The sequence below is a fragment of the Mycobacteroides sp. PCS013 genome (assembly GCF_049532645.1).
Lineage (GTDB): Bacteria > Actinomycetota > Actinomycetes > Mycobacteriales > Mycobacteriaceae > Mycobacterium > Mycobacterium gwanakae.
The window spans coordinates 519,089-535,780 of the sequence record NZ_CP150131.1 but is presented as its reverse complement, the minus strand read 5'-3'; the positions used below and the strand labels follow the sequence as shown (position 1 = coordinate 535,780).

Annotated in this window: 16 protein-coding genes; 3 read left to right on the top strand and 13 right to left on the bottom strand. The window is 64.9% G+C overall.

Annotated features, from left to right (window positions below):
* Positions 1-18: 18 nt before the first annotated feature.
* From RHO23_RS02740 to RHO23_RS02720, 5 genes are all read right to left on the bottom strand, one after another.
* Entirely contained in the window at positions 19-1,296 is a 1,278-nt protein-coding gene (locus tag RHO23_RS02740) for a serine hydrolase domain-containing protein (RefSeq protein ID WP_423488641.1), read from the bottom strand.
* A 105-nt stretch (positions 1,297-1,401) separates the two neighbouring features.
* Positions 1,402-2,673, bottom strand: a complete 1,272-nt coding sequence (locus RHO23_RS02735) for a serine hydrolase domain-containing protein (protein WP_423488640.1) — start codon at positions 2,671-2,673, stop codon at positions 1,402-1,404.
* 90 nt (positions 2,674-2,763) lie between these two features.
* Entirely contained in the window at positions 2,764-3,621 is an 858-nt protein-coding gene (locus RHO23_RS02730; RefSeq protein ID WP_423488639.1) for a glycine betaine ABC transporter substrate-binding protein, read from the bottom strand.
* Positions 3,622-3,635: 14 nt separating this feature from the next.
* Positions 3,636-4,799: an NAD(P)-dependent malic enzyme gene (locus tag RHO23_RS02725; protein ID WP_044104280.1), complete on the bottom strand. Its 1,164-nt coding sequence runs from the start codon at positions 4,797-4,799 to the stop codon at positions 3,636-3,638.
* Positions 4,800-4,863: 64 nt separating this feature from the next.
* Entirely contained in the window at positions 4,864-5,475 is a 612-nt protein-coding gene (locus RHO23_RS02720) for a MarC family protein (RefSeq protein ID WP_070920300.1), read from the bottom strand.
* Positions 5,476-5,570: 95 nt separating this feature from the next.
* On the opposite strand from RHO23_RS02720, the gene corA reads away from it, so the two are divergent.
* Positions 5,571-6,665, top strand: coding sequence for a magnesium/cobalt transporter CorA (gene corA, locus RHO23_RS02715; protein ID WP_030094819.1), 1,095 nt, complete (start codon positions 5,571-5,573; stop codon positions 6,663-6,665).
* Positions 6,666-6,669: 4 nt separating this feature from the next.
* Here corA and RHO23_RS02710 read toward each other — a convergent pair whose 3' ends face one another.
* From RHO23_RS02710 to RHO23_RS02685, 6 genes are all read right to left on the bottom strand, one after another.
* Positions 6,670-7,275, bottom strand: coding sequence for a suppressor of fused domain protein (locus RHO23_RS02710; RefSeq protein ID WP_423489153.1), 606 nt, complete (start codon positions 7,273-7,275; stop codon positions 6,670-6,672).
* Positions 7,276-7,286: 11 nt separating this feature from the next.
* The gene (locus RHO23_RS02705; protein ID WP_064408126.1) at positions 7,287-8,489 is read right to left on the bottom strand and encodes an ABC transporter ATP-binding protein; all 1,203 of its coding nucleotides are present in this window, start codon (positions 8,487-8,489) and stop codon (positions 7,287-7,289) included.
* Positions 8,490-8,491: 2 nt separating this feature from the next.
* On the bottom strand, positions 8,492-9,325 hold the full coding sequence (locus RHO23_RS02700; RefSeq protein WP_064408125.1) for a carbohydrate ABC transporter permease: 834 nt from the start codon (positions 9,323-9,325) through the stop codon (positions 8,492-8,494).
* Positions 9,322-10,236, bottom strand: a complete 915-nt coding sequence (locus RHO23_RS02695; RefSeq protein WP_057963887.1) for a carbohydrate ABC transporter permease — start codon at positions 10,234-10,236, stop codon at positions 9,322-9,324. The genes RHO23_RS02700 and RHO23_RS02695 overlap by 4 nt, the downstream gene beginning before the upstream one ends.
* Positions 10,233-11,648, bottom strand: a complete 1,416-nt coding sequence (locus RHO23_RS02690; protein WP_064408123.1) for an ABC transporter substrate-binding protein — start codon at positions 11,646-11,648, stop codon at positions 10,233-10,235. Before RHO23_RS02690 ends, RHO23_RS02695 begins: the two co-directional genes overlap by 4 nt.
* A 187-nt stretch (positions 11,649-11,835) precedes the next feature.
* Positions 11,836-12,357 carry a general stress protein gene (locus RHO23_RS02685; protein WP_030094813.1) on the bottom strand — a complete coding sequence of 174 codons (522 nt, stop codon included), beginning with the start codon at positions 12,355-12,357 and terminating at the stop codon, positions 11,836-11,838.
* 158 nt (positions 12,358-12,515) lie between these two features.
* Here RHO23_RS02685 and RHO23_RS02680 point away from each other — a divergent pair, with 158 nt between their 5' ends.
* On the top strand, positions 12,516-13,163 hold the full coding sequence (locus RHO23_RS02680) for a DUF4190 domain-containing protein (protein ID WP_423488638.1): 648 nt from the start codon (positions 12,516-12,518) through the stop codon (positions 13,161-13,163).
* Here RHO23_RS02680 and RHO23_RS02675 read toward each other — a convergent pair.
* Both RHO23_RS02675 and RHO23_RS02670 read right to left on the bottom strand, forming a co-directional pair.
* Positions 13,160-14,122 (bottom strand): HpcH/HpaI aldolase/citrate lyase family protein, encoded by a 963-nt coding sequence (locus RHO23_RS02675; protein ID WP_423488637.1) that lies wholly within the window; start codon positions 14,120-14,122, stop codon positions 13,160-13,162. The two genes, RHO23_RS02680 and RHO23_RS02675, sit on opposite strands and share 4 nt — an antisense overlap.
* A gap of 24 nt (positions 14,123-14,146) precedes the next feature.
* Positions 14,147-15,097: an oxygenase MpaB family protein gene (locus RHO23_RS02670; RefSeq protein WP_423488636.1), complete on the bottom strand. Its 951-nt coding sequence runs from the start codon at positions 15,095-15,097 to the stop codon at positions 14,147-14,149.
* Between the two features lie 317 nt (positions 15,098-15,414).
* Between RHO23_RS02670 and RHO23_RS02665 the strand changes: the two genes are divergently transcribed.
* The gene (locus RHO23_RS02665) at positions 15,415-16,683 is read left to right on the top strand and encodes a lytic transglycosylase domain-containing protein (protein ID WP_070920303.1); all 1,269 of its coding nucleotides are present in this window, start codon (positions 15,415-15,417) and stop codon (positions 16,681-16,683) included.
* Positions 16,684-16,692 lie beyond the last annotated feature (9 nt).

Genomic DNA, 16,692 nt, shown 5'->3' with positions numbered 1-16,692 from the left:
GTCGATCATCCGTGCCGGCTAGCGCGCCGCGCGGATGATCGACGGCAAGAAGGTGCCGATGATGGTCTGGTCAAAGACCATGGTGGTGGGCAGCCGGTTGTGCACGATGGCGACGGAGATGTTGCGTTTCTGATCGGCCCAGCCGAAGGAGCCACCCGCGCCGATATGCCCGAAGCCGCCACCGATCACCGGCGCCACCAGGGAGTGGTACCCACGGTGCCAGCCCATCGGTATCCCGAGCGTGTGGTCTATCTGGTAGCTGTTCTTGCGTCCGAGGCCCTGGGCGACATCGGGCGAGAGCAACCGTGTTCCGTCAACGCTCCCGTCGCCCGCCAGGGCCGCGTAAAGCTTGGCCAACGCGGGTGCGGTACAGCAGGCGCTGCCGGCGCCGCACCGCAGATCCATCACGGGAGCACTCGCGTGGCCGTCGTCGGCCAGCAGCATCTCGGCACCTGGCTGGTACAGCGTGGAGGCCGCACCCTTGGCCCCGGGCATCCTGTCGAGCATCCCCATGACCGGCGGAGCCGTCCGACGGATAAAGCCGGACCGTGCGACCCTGTCCAAATGCGGTGTGAGCGCGGCTGATTCGGACGGCGCATCTTTGGGCGGCCTACCCATGTGGATACCGTCGACGCCCAGCGGCTCGGCCAGTTCGGTGCGGTACAGCTCTTCGAGGTCCTTACCGGTGACGGCCTTGGCAAGCCGTCCCATGAGCCAGCCGATGGACAACGCATGGTAGGCGGGCTTGCCGAAATATCTGTCGACGGGCGCCGCGGCCAACCGGTCGGCCATCAGATCCGGGTCGAACATCTCCTCGTAGTTGTGCGCGATACCCGTCAGCCGCGACAACCCTGCCGTATGCGACAGGATCTCGTCGACCGTGATCGCGCCCTTGCCGTGGGCGGCGAACTCGGGCCAGTACCGGGCGACCGGGGCGTTGTACTCCAGCAGTCCGCGGTCCACCAGCTTGTGGACGATGGTGGCGGTAACTCCCTTGGACGCCGAAAAGATCACCGGCGCCGTATCGCGCGTCCAGGCCTGCCCCTTCTGCGCCTGACCGGCCCACAGATCCAGTACGGGCTCGCCGTCCACGTACACACAGATCGCGCCACCGCCCACGCGGTACCGGGTGAAGGCAAGCGAGAAGACGCGCACCACCCCTCGGAACTCGGGGCGCGCCCAGCCGTTCACCCCCGGCGGCAGCAGCTCCACACCGCGTTCCAGCGGCGGATAGGCGAAGGGGGTGGGTAGCGGTGATTCCGGGACCGCGTCGTCGAGGCCGTGAGGTTGTGCCATAAGTAACAGTGAGTACCAGGTACTTGGCGTCAAGACAAGGGTGATGAATCAGATGTCAGGACAGATACCCAATCGACGCTCGACGATTGGGGGCACTTCACGATCTCAGCCGACGGCCTTGACGATCTGCGGCCACAAGAACGCAAACGAGATCTGATCGAGAGCCATGGTCAGTGGCAGCCGGTTATGCGCGAGGCCGACAGCGATCTTGCGCTTGGGGTCGGCCCATCCCATGGAGCCACCGAGCCCGATGTGGCCGAATCCGCCGCGGAATCCATTCATAGGCAGCGACATGTATCCCAGGTGCATGCCCATGGGGAACACAATGGTGCGGTCGATGCTCAGATTGATTCTACGAGCAAGCCCGGCAACAGTTTCCGGCGAAAGGAACTCGCGGCCCTCGACAGTGCCACCGCCTGCCAGGGCTGCGTACATCTTGGCGAGCGCCGGTGCCGTCGCGACCGCATTGGCCGCCGGTGCCTGCATGTCGTACAGCGCTGAACTCAGAGTGCCGTCGTCGGCGAGGATCCGTTCCATTCCGGGCTCGTACATCGTGCCGATCGCACCCTCGAAACCGGGAAGACGATCGACGGCACGGATGACTGTCGGCAGCACCCGGCCCACCACGGGCCGGGTCGCCACCGGATCCAGGAATGGGTACATCGAGGCGGCCTTGGTCGACGAGGTCCGCGGTGGACGTCCGAGGTGTATCCCCTCAACCCCGAGCGGCTCGGCGATCTCGGTGCGAAACAGCTCACGCATGTCCTTGCCGGTGACCGACCGGGCCAGGCCCGCAAGCAGCCACCCGAAGGTGAGCGCGTGATACGCGCGTTTGCCGTAGAACTTGTCGACCGGCGCCGCGGCCAGACGCTGTTCCATGAGCTCGTGGTCGGCGACTTCCTCCGCATGGCGCGCGATCCCATCCAGCCGGGACAGTCCGGCGCGATGGTCGAGAACCTGGCGCACGGTGATCGACGACTTACCGTTGGCGCCGAACTCGGGCCAGTAACGCGCAACCGGGGCGTCATAGGCGAGTAGACCCTGGTCGACCAGACGGTGGATGACGGTGGCCGAGATACCCTTCGACGCCGAGAAGACAAGCGCTCCGGTGTCCCGTGTCCAGCCCTGCCCCGCAGCAGCCGCACCGGCCCAGATGTCCAATGCCGGTTCACCGTCGACATAGACGCAGAGGCCACCGCCGCCGAGGCGGTACTTGGTGAACATCCACTCGAAGGTTCGGACCACGGGAGCCAGCTCGGGCCGCGCCCAGCCCTCCACTCCGTTCGGTAGCCGCAATCCGGGCAGGTCGCCCGGGTACAGCTCAGTGCCACGTACAGGTGCTGTGGCCGCAACATTGGGGCCCAGTGGGATCGCCATAGTGACACTTGGGTACCACGTGTCAAATATTCGGGTCAAGTCACAATCTGATTGCCTGCGGCGTTATCGCAGGTCACAGCGTCGCGGTCATCAACGCAGCAAAATCTGGTGATCGTTGAGCCAGGTGTCCACCACGCGCTGAGGATCTGCACCGCCCGCAACCTCCCGGGTCATCGCCGCCAAGTCTCCGGTGGTCAGCTCACCGGCAACCTTGTTGAGCGCCAACACTTGTGGCTCGGTCAACTCGTTTCTCCGGTACAACGGCACCACACTGTTGGCCGGAAGCCACTCGGACTCATCGTCGAGCAGGGTGACCCCGTCGACAGGCAGGCTCGGACTGGCCGTGCTGGTCCATGCCACCGCGATGTCGGTGCGCTTCAGTGCCGCGAAAAGCTCACCAGCGCTGGCGAACTGGCGGGGAGTGCCGGTCTCACACGGACCAACGCGCGGCACCGGCACCGTCCCCTGCCCTACCTGTCCGCTACGCGCCAGTTGATCGCAATGCCGAACCAGGGCCTTCAATGTCGGTTTAGACGAGGCGCTCGGAGACGTCGCCACCGCCAGCGCCGGACGATCTTCGGCAGTCCCGTAATCGGCGGCTGCCACACCGGCGGGCAGGGCGGCGATCATGGCCTTATACGTGACCTCTTCGTCACCGCTGGCCCGCTGCTGTGGCGCGAACTGCCGTAGCAGCCGCCCAGTGAATCCGGGTGCGACGCTCGCGATACCGGTATCCAATTCGGCTACCGGATCGGCACTCTCACGCACCTTGGTATCGATACCGGTCGCCTTCACCGCTGCGGCATAGATGTGCGCAAGCACCCGATACTGCGGGTCATTCGTGGCCACCACCGTCAAATACGGTGCGGGACCACGATTGTCCGAGCACGCGGCGAGTACCGACACTGCAGCCAGCAGCCCCGCTATCCACGCGCGAACCTTGAACATCGACGGCTAGAGGGCTAGTCGCTCTCGTGCGCGACGGCCTGGACCGCGGCGGCCACGGCGGGTCCGACGCGCGGATCGAGCGGGCTCGGCACAATCTTGTTCGGCGCCAGGTCAGGTTCCACGACCGAGAAGATTGCTTCGGCCGCAGCCACTTTCATCCGCTCGGTGATCTTGGTGGCCTCGGCGTCCAGTGCCCCACGGAACACACCGGGGAAGGCCAGCACGTTGTTGATCTGGTTCGGGAAGTCGCTGCGCCCGGTCGCGACAATCGCGGCGTACTTGGCGGCCACGTGCGGGTGAATCTCGGGGTCGGGATTGGAGCACGCGAAGACGATGCTCTCGTCTGCCATGGTCGCGATGAGCGACTCGTCGACCTTTCCTGCCGAAACACCCAGGAACACATCGGCACCCGCGAGCGCCTCGGCCTGTCCGCCGGTAAGACCGCGCGGGTTGGTGCGTGCGGCAAGGTCTGCCTTGAACTCGTTGAGGTCATCGCGACTGGAATGCACGATGCCCTTCGAGTCCAGCACCGTCACGTCGGTAATGCCGTCGGCCAGCAGGATGTTGGCGCATGCGACGCCGGCCGCACCCGCACCGGAGATCACCACCTTGAGTGACTTCTGATCGCGGCCCAACACCCGCGATGCCCCCATGAGTGCCGCCAACACCACGATGGCGGTGCCGTGCTGGTCGTCGTGCATCACCGGACAGTCCAGCGCCTCGATCACGCGCCGCTCGATTTCGAAACAGCGCGGCGCCGAGATGTCCTCCAGATTGACCGCACCAAAGGTGGGGCGCAGGCGGATCAGCGTCTCGACGATCTCGTCGGGATCCTTGGTGTCGAGCACGATCGGGATGGAGTTGAGCCCTGCGAAGGTCTTGAACAACGCGCTCTTGCCCTCCATGACGGGCAGCGACGCCGAAGGACCGATATCACCGAGACCGAGCACCGCGCTGCCGTCGCTGACGACCGCGACCAGGCGATGAGCCCAGGTGTATTTCTTGGCCAGGCTGGCGTCGGCGGCAATGGCCCGCGATACCTGCGCAACACCCGGGGTGTAGGCGATCGACAGTGCGCGCTGTGTGTCTAGCGGCGACTTGAGCTCTACCGACAGCTTCCCGTCGATATGTGCTTCGAAAATCTCTTCATCTGTCACGACAACGTCGGATGCGGTCACAGCGGTGAGACTACTGGCCCCCACGAAAGTCACTCCTGGCGACTCTGGAACTGTGAGCGGCCCGTTACGCGCCTGCCACGAATCCGCGCACCGACTCGGCGATCATCTGCACCGCGATGGCGGCCAGTAACAAGCCTGCGACCCGGGCCAAGAGCATGATCCCGCCCTCCCGCAGCACTCTGATCAGCACCGTAGAGAACCTCAGCGTCAGATACAGCACCAGGTGCACGCACAGGATCGCGGCGGCGATGGCCAGATAGGTGCCCACCTGCCCCTGCGCCTGACGGACCGCGATGATGGTCGCCGCGATGGCTCCCGGTCCTGCCATCAGCGGGGTGCCCAGCGGCACAAGCGCCACGTTGACGCCGCTATCGGCGTTCTGGCTGGTGGCGCCGCCCATCAACAGAGATAGGCCCGTGATGAGCAGCAGCAGGCCGCCGGCACCCTGCAGCGCGGGCACACCTATATGTAGATAGGTCAGGATCGCCTGCCCGCCGATCGCGAACATCGAGATGACGGTCAACGAGACCGCCGGCGCCTGCCAGGCGGCACGATGTCGTTCGGCGGCGGGCTGCCGGCCCGTCAGCGACAGAAACACCGGTACCGCACCCGGGGGATCCATGATGACGACCAGGGTGATGAACACTGAGGTGAACACCGCAATATCGAATGTCACGATTTCAGTGTCCCAGGCGGTCCCACAGGCTCGCGGGTTACCATCTCGCGGAACGGTTCCGCAGAACGATTGGTTGCGAGCAGGGAGCCCACATCATGGCGCGATTTCCGTCGGTCAATCCGTCGTCGTTGCGTTCACCTATCCGCGGCCGTGAACCCGAGACCGATGCCAAACGCATCCCGGTCCCTCTCGCCCGCGCCATTGTCGACTGTGGCGTGTACGTCGACGGGGTCCGGCTGCCGGGCAAGTACACGCCCACCGCTGCGCTGGAAAAGGTGCGCTCGCTGGACCGCGGGTTCGTCTGGGTGGGGCTGCACGAACCCGACGAACATCAGATGGAGGCGGTCGCTCAGCCGTTCGGACTACACCGGCTGGCCGTCGAGGATGCCGTGCATGCGCACAACCGTCCCAAGCTCGAGCGGTACGACGACACCCTGTTCTTGATTCTCAAGACCGTGAATTACGTTGAACACGAATCCATCTCCTCGGCCCGCGAGATCGTGGAGACCGGCGAGATCATGATTTTCGTGGGCGGCGACTTCGTGGTGACGGTGCGCCACGGCGACCACAGCGGGTTGGCGAAGGTGCGCGCCCAGATGGATTCCGATCCGGACCACATGCGGTTGGGCCCGTATGCCGTCATGCATGCCATCGCCGATCGCGTGGTCGACTCGTATATGGAGGTCTCCGACCTCGTCGAAACCGATATCGATGCGATGGAGCAGAACGTCTTCTCGCCCCGATCCAGCACCGATATCGAACACATCTACATGCTCAAGCGTGAAGTGGTGGAGTTGCGCCGCGCGATCAGCCCGCTCACGGGAGCCCTCAGCAAGCTCACCCAGGACCACAACGACCTGATCACCAAGGAAGTCCGGCGATATCTGCGTGACGTGCTCGATCATCAGAGCCACGCCGCCGATCAGATCGGAAGCTACGACGAGATGCTCACCTCCCTGGTGAATGCGGCCCTGGGCAAGGTGGCCATGCAGCAGAACACCGACATGCGCAAGATCAGCGCCTGGGTGGGCATCGCCGCGTTTCCGACCATGCTCGCCGGCATCTACGGCATGAACTTCGAGCACATGCCCGAGCTGGCCGAGCCGGCCGCCTACCCGATCGTGCTACTCGTCATGGTCGTCGTATGCACGCTGCTGTACCGGAACTTCCGGAAGAACGGGTGGCTGTAGCGCGCTAGCTCGGCTGCGCGTGGGCGCGCGACGGGTCCTTCACATCGATATCGGCCTGCATCCATGCGTCCCTCAACGCATCGGCGCCCTTGAGCCGCACCCAGGCCGCTTCGTTGGCCGTGATGGGCACCGCCACCAGAAAACGCACCGGCGAGAGCGGTTCGGGCAACAGGAGATCCGGGATATCGCCGTTCTGCAGCAGTACCGCCGTATACGCCTGCCGTGCCGGATCGTCCCAGAGCGGCTGGCCCAGATCGACCAGCGCGTCCTCGGTGAGCACCAGCCCCTCCACCGCCGGCGAGGCGGCCAGCACCGCAAGAGATCGGGCCAGGCCGGGAAAGACATTGCCGCGCAAACTGATCAGCACTTCGGCGCGCGGACCCAGCTCCTCTGAAGTCAGCATCTCCCCCGGGTCTGCCATGGGATAGCGCGAGGCTCCCACCGAGACGAAATGCGATACCCCGGCATCATCGGGACCATAGCGCAACAGCTCATAAGGTTCAGACCCCAGAAAGGTGACCGAGGCCGAATCCGGCTCGCCCGCACCGATACCCGTGAAGTGATCGGCCAGATGGGCGCGTACGTGACGGACGATCTCGTCCGAATTCATCCCCGGGCCGGTCACTGCCCGACAGTGGCATTGCCGGGCAGTGAAATGTTCTCCCCGGATGCGGCATCGAATATCACCAGCTTGCCGGTGTCGATGATCAGCTCGACGGGCTGCCCCTCCACGACCTTGGATGCCGCGGAAAGCCTTGCCACAAATTCGTTTTCGTCTGCCCCAGCCACGCCCGCCTCCTGGGCGAGTTCGGCCAGCTCATCCGAATGAGCCGCGCCGCCTTCGGTGGTGAAGTGCACGTACTTGTCCGAGCCCAGCGACTCCACCAGGTCGGCATTCACCGTGAGCGTCAGTCCGGTGATCCGCTTGTAGGTGTCGACCAACGCGGCGTCCTCGAACTGCTCGGGCCGAATCCCCACGATCACGTCGCTGCCCAAAACGCCGGCCTTCTTGGCGGAAACGTTGGCGTAGACGCTCGCCTCGAGTGTCACCTCACCGAACGGCAGCTGCACTCCGATATCGGTAAGCGTCGCCGGGAAGAAGTTCATGGCCGGGGATCCGATGAAACCGGCGACGAACAGGTTGGCCGGGGTGTCGTAAAGCTCCTGGGGAGCACCGACCTGCTGCACCTTTCCGGCGCGCAGGACCACCACCCGATCACCGAGCGTCATCGCCTCGGTCTGATCATGCGTGACGTAGACGGTGGTGGTGCCCAACCGTTTTTGCAGCCGCGCTATCTCGGTGCGCATCTGCACCCGCAGTTTGGCATCCAGATTGGACAACGGCTCGTCCATGAGAAATGCCTTCGGACTGCGGACGATCGCACGGCCCATCGCCACCCGCTGCCGCTGTCCGCCGGAGAGGTTTGCGGGCTTGCGATCCAGATAGTCGGTCAGATCCAGGATCTTCGCGGCCTCTTCGACCTTTGCGTTCACGTCGGCCTTGCTCATCTTGGTCAGGGTCAGCGGGAAGGCAATGTTCTGGCGCACAGTCATATGCGGGTACAGCGCGTACGACTGAAACACCATGGCGATATCGCGATCCTTGGGCGCCTTCTCGTTGACCCGCTCACCGGCAATGGTGAGCTCGCCCGAGGAGATGTCCTCGAGTCCGGCGATCATGTTCAACGTCGTGGACTTACCGCACCCCGATGGCCCGACCAGGATGATGAACTCGCCGTCGGCGATATTCAGGCTGACGTCCTGCACCGCCGCGGAACCGTCCGCATACGTCTTGGACACCTGGTCCAGCACAATCTCAGCCATCACTAACCCTTCACTGCACCGGAGGTCAGTCCGGCAACGATCCGTCGTTGGAATATGAGCACGAAGATGATGATCGGCACCGTGATGACGATGGCGCCCGCGGCAATCGACCCGGTGGGCTCCTCGAATTGCGAACTGCCGGTGAAGTTCGCGATGGCGACCGGGGCCGTGATGGATCGGTCCGTGGCTGTCAGCGAGATCGCCAGCAGCAGGTCGTTCCAGGCGAAGATGAAGACCAGGATCGCGGACGTGACAATGCCCGGTGTGGCCAACGGTGCGATGACCTTCCAGAAGGCCTGTGCCGGTGTGGCTCCATCCATCTTGGCGGCCTTCTCCAATTCCCAAGGGATCTCGCGGAAGAACGCCGACAGCGTGTAGATGGCCAGGGGTAACGCGAAGGTGATGTACGGGATTATCAGTCCTGGCCAGGTGTCGAACAGGCCGACCGAGCGCTCGATGTTGAAGATCGGCGTCACCAGCGAGATCTGCGGGAACATCGCGATGAGCAGGGCCGCGCCGACGAGGGCCTTCTTCCCCGGAAAGTCCAGGCGCGCCACCGCGTACGCGGCCATGGTGCCGACGCTGACGGCGATCAATGTCGCGATGAGCCCAATGCCGATGGAGTTCACCAGTGCCGAGGTGAACACATTTCCGCTGAAGATGCTGCGGTAGTTATCGAGCGTCACCGGCCATGGGAAGAACTTGCCATCCTTGACCGTCGAGGTGGGTTTGAGGGACAGGCTCAACACCCACAGCACCGGTACCAGCGCGTAGCACAGCACCAACACGTCGGCGATCACCCAGCCCACAGCGCGCGAGGGCGTTGTGCGGCTCACCGTCTTGCCCCTTCGTCATCGGCCGCCGGGGCCGCGGCACCGAAAACCTTGATGAAGATGAACGCGATGATGGCCACACACAGGAAGATCAGGACACTGATCGCCGAACCAAGTCCGACATTGAAGGCCTTGAACAAGTTGTCGTACCCCAGAATCGACACCGACCCCGTGTTGTTGCTGCCGCCGGTCAGCACGTAGATGTTGTCGAAAATCCGGAAGGCGTCCAAGGTTCGGAACAGCAGCGCCACAAGAATCGCCGGTTTCATGATCGGGATGGTGACGCGGATCAGTCTGCTCCAGCCGTTGGCACCGTCGACCTGGGCGGCCTTCAATAAGTCGTCTGGGACGAGTGCCAAGCCGGCCAGCAACAGCAGAGCCATGAACGGCGTGGTCTTCCACACCTCCGCCAAGATCACCACCGCCAGCGACGGAATCTGTTGCGTCAGTGGCGCACTACCCGACGGAAGAAGATTCGCCAGATATCCCGTACCCGGAGTCCACGCGTAGTACCAGCTGTAAGACGCTGCGACGGTGACGATTCCGTAGGGGATCAGCACGGCAGTGCGCACCAGACCCTTCCCGAATATCGTTCGATGCATCACCAGCGCGAGGGTCAGGCCGAGTACGAGCTCGATGACCACCGAAATCACCGTGATCACAAGTGTGACCACCAGGGCGCTCCACCAGTATCTGTCGGTCAGCACCGTGACGTAGTTGTCGAACCACACCAACTTGCGGTCCTGCGGGCTGGCCAGGCTGTACTTCTGCAGGCTGAGCCAGATGGCATAGCAGATGGGGTATGCGGTAACCGCGAGCATGAGAAGCGCTGCCGGTGCGATGAGTAAGAGACCGAGACGCCGCTCGGCCTTCTTCCCTGCCGAGGCGGCCCCTTTGACACCCGAACCGGTCACGGGATCAGCCCCCGTCCGTCCACGGCCTTTTGCACCTGATCGGTGAGCAGATCGGCGGTGCGCTCGGGATCGATTCCGGTGATCGGGGCCAGCGCAGCGGAGACTCTCGTCGAGATGGCTTGGTAGTACGGGGAGGCCGGACGCACCGCGGCGTTGGCGAGCTGTTCGCGGATGATCGCGTACGCGGGGTACTTGGCCTGGAATTCGGGATCGTCATAGAGGGATGAGTCCACCGCGGGTAGGCCGCCCTCGATTGCCGTCGCCTTCTGGTTCTCGCGGCTGCGCAGGCAGTTCAATGCCTCGAAGGCCTGCGCCTTGTAGCGCGTTGTCTTGGCGACCGCGATGTTCAGCCCACCGATGGTGACCCTGGCGGGCTGGCCCGCGACCGCCGACGGGAAGGGCGCGAAACCCAGTGCCGCACTGGTCGCCTCGTACGCGGCCGTGAACTGCTCATCGTTCGGTTCGAAGCGGCCAGCACCGGCGATCGCACCGGTCAGGTCTGGGCGCCGATCCAGGCGCAGAAATGGAACTCCACCCTTGATCGCGTTCTCCATCATGCTGGCCATCACGAACGGCCAATTGATCTCAAAGGCGGCCTTACCTTGTTCAAAGGCCAAACGCGCTGTGCCCTCATCGGTCTGGGTAATCGAAGGGTCGGCACCATCGGCCGTCGCGATCGATTTGATGATCCGCAGGGCGGTGACCGTGGCGGCGCGATGCTCCGGGGTATCGGTCAAGGTGACTCGCTTGCCGTCGTCGCCCAGCACCGAGCCGCCCGCGCTTACCAGCAGGGTGTTGAACAACACCACCAGGCCCTCGTACTGCTTGCCCTGCAACGCAATCCAGCTAGGTCCGCCAGATCGCGCGAAGCCCTCGGCTTCCTGCACCGTCTGCTCCCACGTCTCGGGCGGTTCCGGAACCAAGTCCTTGCGGTACCAGAGCAGCTGGGTGTTGGTACTCAACGGGGCGGCGTACAGCTTGTCCTTCCAGCGGGCGCTGGCCAGCGGGCCCGCGAGAGTGTCGCGCTGGGCGTTGGCATCGGTGACACCCGCCGGATCGTCCGAAAGCGGTAGCGCCCAACCCGCTTCGGCGAACTCCGCAGTCCACACCACGTCCATGCCCATAAGGTCCAGGGTGCGATCGTTACCGGTCAATCGGCGAGCCAGCTGCAGCCGTTGCTCGTCGGCCCGCTTCGGAAGGCTCACCTGCCGGATGGTGAAGCGCCCACCCAGTTCCTTATTGCATCGTTGCGCGGCGGCCGTGAAGGTCCCGGCCTCACTGGCCGGGGTGTAGAAGCGAATGACGACCCCGTCGTCGGAGCGGGCGCATCCCGTCAGCGAAGCCAGCGTCAGGCACGTGACGCCCAGCGCCACACCCTTCCGTCGGAACCATCCGGCCGACGACTCCAACACGACCGCCTCCTGGTTCGTTGACGCGTCTCGGCACCTCCGCGTGCCGGTACGGCGGGCACACCCGTCCCGCGCGGCAACCGTAGAGCTAAAACCAGGTGACATGCAACATGTTCGGTGCGCGCGTCCCACCACCCGGGGCGCGGGCAACGCCGCAGGCCAACGCCATACGGCTCACCGCCGAGCAGTCTCAGATAGCTAGTTTGGCCAGCATGTCGCGCGCGGCCTCTGCCTGCGCCGGCTCGCACAGCACGTCATAGCGACCCGCGACAAGCTGCATGGTTGATGCGAAATCCCTTGTGCCCCTCGTCATCGCGTAGGGCACCGCGGCGGTGACCAATCCGAACACCAATCCGACGGTAAGTCCCACGACGAGCGAGCCGGCCAGATTGGTGCTGAACATCCCCAGCACCAGGCCGATGAACAGGCCCAGCCACGCTCCGCTGAGCATGCCCCCGCCGAGTACCTTGGGCCACGACAATCGGCCGGTCACCCGTTCGACCTGCATCAAGTTCACGCCGACGATGGTGACGTTCTCGACCGGGAATTGCTGATCGGACAGGTAGTCGACGGCGCGCTGAGCCTCCGCGTACGTCGGGTACGAGCCGATGGGCCAACCCTGCGGTGGCGTCGGCAAAGACAGGGACGAAGACAACGGGGAACGCGGTGACGTCGAGCGCTGTGGTTGCCCGGGTGTGAGCGGTTGTCCCACGAGTTCGGTCCTCCTGCAGAAGTCGGTGATGCACGGTAACGCGCTAGCTAGCACCCATTTAACGCCCGACCGCACCAGATGGTGCCCCTTTGACCGCGACCTGCGACTTTCCGCCCGCAGCGCGGCCAGAAACGCCCTCGATACGCTAGGTTTGCGCCATGACTACCCCGGGCAACGAACCCTCCGGCACCGGCCCCGACGCCTCGTCCGGATACGAGTATCCGTCCCTGGAGCAGTCCGCGCCGCCGGCCGATGCCGCGTCCTCGGCCAGCCAGGTGCCTCCGAGCATTCCCCCGGCGTGGGAGACGCCCGGGCCTCCCCCGTCCTACCCGGCCTATCCGACCACTCCTCCCGCCTATCCCACGGCCTATCCCACGGCTCCGCCTCCGTATCCGACGGCACCGCCGGCATATCCGCAATATGGCCAGACGTATCCGCCGTACCAGTCGGGACAGCCGGGCCCATACCCGCCGCCGGGTTATCCCACTGCCGGTGGTTATCCCGGATATCCGGCACCCGGATACGCCGACCCGTACGGATACGGCGCCTACGGGCAGACCGGTGGCGGCACCAACCCGCTGGCCATCGGTTCGTTGATCGCGTCGATCGTCGGCGTCTTCTGCGGCATCGGATCGATTGCCGGAGTCATCATGGGCTTCATCGCGCTCAATCAGCTGAAGAACTCCCCGCAGGACGGCAAGGGTGTCGCCATCGCCGGGATCATCATCGGTGCCGCGGTGATCGTGTTCTGGGTGCTGATCATGATCATCGGCATCGCTTCGGGCGGCAGTTCGAGTTCGTACTAGCCCGCCGGGGGCTCGAACGGGGGCGCCTGTCGCGCCATACCCGCAGCGCGGCCTTTACCGGCGATCACTAGGGCCATCTTGCGGCTGGCCTCGTCGATCATCTCGTCCCCGAGCATCACCGCGCCACGTGCGCCGCCTGCCACCGAGGTATGCCACTCGTAGGCGTCGAGGATGAGTTCGGCCCTGTCGTAGTCCTCCTGGCGCGGGCTGAAGATCTCGTTGCCGGCCTCAACCTGTGCGGGGTGCAGCACCCACTTGCCGTCAAAGCCCAGCGCGGCCGAACGACCGGCCGCAACCCGGAAGGCATCGACGTCGCGCACCTTGAGATAGGGGCCGTCGATGGCGTCGATGCCATGGGTACGCGCGGCGACCAGGATGGTCATCAGCACGTGGTGATACGCCTCGCCGTCATAGCCCGGTGGCTGCTCCCCGACGACCAGGGTGCGCATGCCAAGACTGGCCATGAAGTCGGCGGGGCCGAAGACCAGCGACTGCACCCGCGGGCTCGCCGATGCGATCGCATCGATGTTGGTGAGTCCTTCGGCGTTCTCGATCTGCGCCTGGATGCCGATCGCGCCCACCTCGAGACCCCGTGAACGCTCAACCTGGGTCAGCAGCAGATCCAATGCCGTCACATGCGATACGTCCACCACCTTGGGCAGCAGAATGTTGTCGATGTTGCCGCCGGCTCGCGTGACAACCTCCACCACATCCGCGTAGGTCCACTCGGTGGTCCAGTCATTGACGCGCACCGATCGCAGCTGGCCGGACCATCCCGGCGCATTGAGGGCCTCAACAATGCGCTGACGTGCCTCCACCTTGGCCGGTGCCGCCACGGCGTCCTCAAGGTCGAGGAAGATCTCGTCCGCGGGAAGGGTTTTCGCCTTGTCGATCATCTTCTGGCTGCTGCCCGGAACGGCCAGGGTGGTGCGGCGCGGACGGTAGGTGCGAGCTGTCACAACTAGCCAGCGTAAAGCGCCGCATTATGCGGTGGCGCGCCTCCCGTACCGCTCCTTGGCTTCGGCGGGAGTGAGAGTGACGGGGCGCACGGGCGTCTTGCCCGCGTGGAACTCACGCAGTGTCGTTGCCGTCATCGGCAGCTTGGCGAATCGCGCGATGGAGTCTTCCACCGCGGGAACGCTGGCGATCGACATGGCTGCCGACACCAGGGGCCGGTACGCGGCGTCGACGATTCCCGGCTGATCGAATTGGCCCAGCTCCCGCATCCACCGCGGCAGTGTCGCGATGGTCGCCGGGGCCATCATCCGGCTGACTGCCCAGAACCGCAGATTGCTGCCCGACCGCGGGGTGCGCAGCAGGTAGTGCATCGCATGCTGTGCCCGCTCGGAGGTACACAGCGCGGGACGCATCTGGGCGAAGTACTGACGCACCTCGTCACGGGACCGGGGAACGTCGGCCGGATTGACGGTCTGCAGCTCGGCGGCGATCACACACTCGGACCAGTAGCGGTCCTCCTCGGCCTGGCTCAGCGGCCCGGGACCGAACATCTCGTAGCACTTGAGCACCGAATGCCAGCCGGTGACGTGGATCCAGAGCTGCGAGGCCGGATCATTGGCGCTGTACCGCTTGCCGGTCACCGGGTCGGTGCCTTTGGAGCGAGCGTGAACCTTCTGCAGGTGTTCGGAGGCCTCGACGGCGGTTCGCGAATCGGCGGTCGCGACGATGAGGAAGTAGGCGAGGGTTCCATCCATCCGCCCACGCGGATCCCGATAGATGCCCGCCGAATCGGCCACGGCGGCGGCCAGGTGGGGTTCGAAGTGCTCGAGCACCACCGAGCGCTGAAACCCGATAAGCGCGGTGGGGCTTGTCCACACCTTCCACGTCGGTGAGTCCGGTCCGAAGAATCCGTAATCCTCGCGGGGACGATCGGAGCCGAGCTCCCAGCGGACGGCGACATCTGGTGAAGCGGTCATGCTGCAACGCTATCAATTGATTACTTTTACGTCCAGATACTGACTGTAAGTCAGATTAATCGCGATCTCTATGGCCCGAGATAGCCACTCGCCCATTTTCCGTAGCGTGCCCGGACCGAACTCGCCATGGTCAGAGAAGATTCGTCGGGGATCCGAAATTCGCTGGGGTTTGCCCATTTTGCAACCGGACCGACATCTCGCCGGTATGGTTGCTCCGGTTCACATCGGTCACATCCGTCACGACTGCATACGTCAGAATGGGTGCCGGCAGATTGGGACCACAGCGAAAAAGCGAGGGCCCGAGAGATAGGGGCGCAGTGGAGCTTCCGGGTTGGGTTGCGTCGTCGGTCAAGCATGCCCGTGATGCGGTGCTCCGCGTTGCAGGCGCACCGGTGCCCTGGCTCCGGGTGGGCGGACTGAGCGCCCTGGTGGTCGTTGGCTCTGCCGTGGCGGCCAGTGGCGCGCAAGTCAGCGGGCAGGCCGTCGTACCCGTTCCGGTCCCGCTGGCCTCCGCCGTCGCCGAGCAGGCGGAAATGGGCCCGCTGAATCTGGTGACCGTGATGCGCCCGCCGACGCAGTACCGTGTCGCGCCGAGCGCCGCGATCGCACCGCCGCCACCGGGAATCGTCATGGCCCCCGGGGGACTTGGTATCCCGAAGATCGCATTGGACGCCTACCAAAACGCCGAACGGATGATGGCCAAGGCCGCACCCGGTTGCGGTGTCAGCTGGAACCTGCTGGCGGGCATCGGCCGCATCGAATCAGGGCATGCCAACAACGGCGCCACCGATATCAAAGGCCGCGTGGTGCGTCCCATCTATGGCCCGAGCCTGGATGGGAGTCTTCCGGGCAACGAAGTCATCGTCGACCACGAGCAGAGCCGCACCCAAGGTGCACAGGTGTACGTCCGGGCCATGGGCCCCATGCAGTTCCTGCCGAGCACATGGAACCACTACGCCTCCGACGGTGACGGCGACGGAAAGGCCGATCCACAGAATGTCTTCGACGCGAGCCTGGCCGCCGCCCGCTATTTATGCAGCGGCGGATTGAATTTGCGGGATCGCTCGCAGGTGATGTCGTCCATCCTGCGCTACAACAATTCGGTGGCCTACGCACAGAACGTGCTCGCCTGGGCCGCTGGTTACGCCACCGGGGTCATCCCGCTCAACCTGCCACCGCTGACCGCCGCCGATGTCGCACCCGAGCGCAAGGCTCACCTGGGCGGCGGCGAGTCACGCGGGCTTGGGCCGGGCTCGGCGACCGACGTCGCCGGACTGTCCCCCAATGACCCGCTGGCCCAGCTGCCGATCCTCACCCCGCTGACACCGGACCGGGTCGGTGTCGTGGGCCCACCCGCCGCCGTCACGCCGGCGCCCGAGGCGCCCCAGGCACCGTGCGTGTTCTTCTGTGCACCGCCACCACCGCCGGCCGAGCCTTTCAACCCGTTCGCACCACCGCCGGCTGAACCCTTCAACCCGTTTGCACCGGCCCCGCAGCCGTTCAACCCGTTCGCTCCGCCCCCGCCGCCAGTGGAGCTCGGGCCGGCCCCCGGACCAGCACCGGGACCGGCAGCGCCAAAGCCGTAAACCGCACGC

What these genes read in the sequence shown, in the direction of transcription:
- RHO23_RS02740 (WP_423488641.1), bottom strand. Translation starts at nt 1,296, where the DNA reads ATGGCACAACCTCACGGCCTCGACGACGCGGTCCCGGAATCACCGCTA.
- RHO23_RS02710 (WP_423489153.1), bottom strand. Translation starts at nt 7,275, where the DNA reads ATGAATTCGGACGAGATCGTCCGTCACGTACGCGCCCATCTGGCCGAT.
- RHO23_RS02680 (WP_423488638.1), top strand. Translation starts at nt 12,516, where the DNA reads ATGACTACCCCGGGCAACGAACCCTCCGGCACCGGCCCCGACGCCTCG.
- RHO23_RS02735 (WP_423488640.1), bottom strand. Translation starts at nt 2,673, where the DNA reads ATGGCGATCCCACTGGGCCCCAATGTTGCGGCCACAGCACCTGTACGT.
- RHO23_RS02705 (WP_064408126.1), bottom strand. Translation starts at nt 8,489, where the DNA reads ATGGCTGAGATTGTGCTGGACCAGGTGTCCAAGACGTATGCGGACGGT.
- RHO23_RS02730 (WP_423488639.1), bottom strand. Translation starts at nt 3,621, where the DNA reads ATGTTCAAGGTTCGCGCGTGGATAGCGGGGCTGCTGGCTGCAGTGTCG.
- corA (WP_030094819.1), top strand. Translation starts at nt 5,571, where the DNA reads ATGGCGCGATTTCCGTCGGTCAATCCGTCGTCGTTGCGTTCACCTATC.
- RHO23_RS02670 (WP_423488636.1), bottom strand. Translation starts at nt 15,097, where the DNA reads ATGACCGCTTCACCAGATGTCGCCGTCCGCTGGGAGCTCGGCTCCGAT.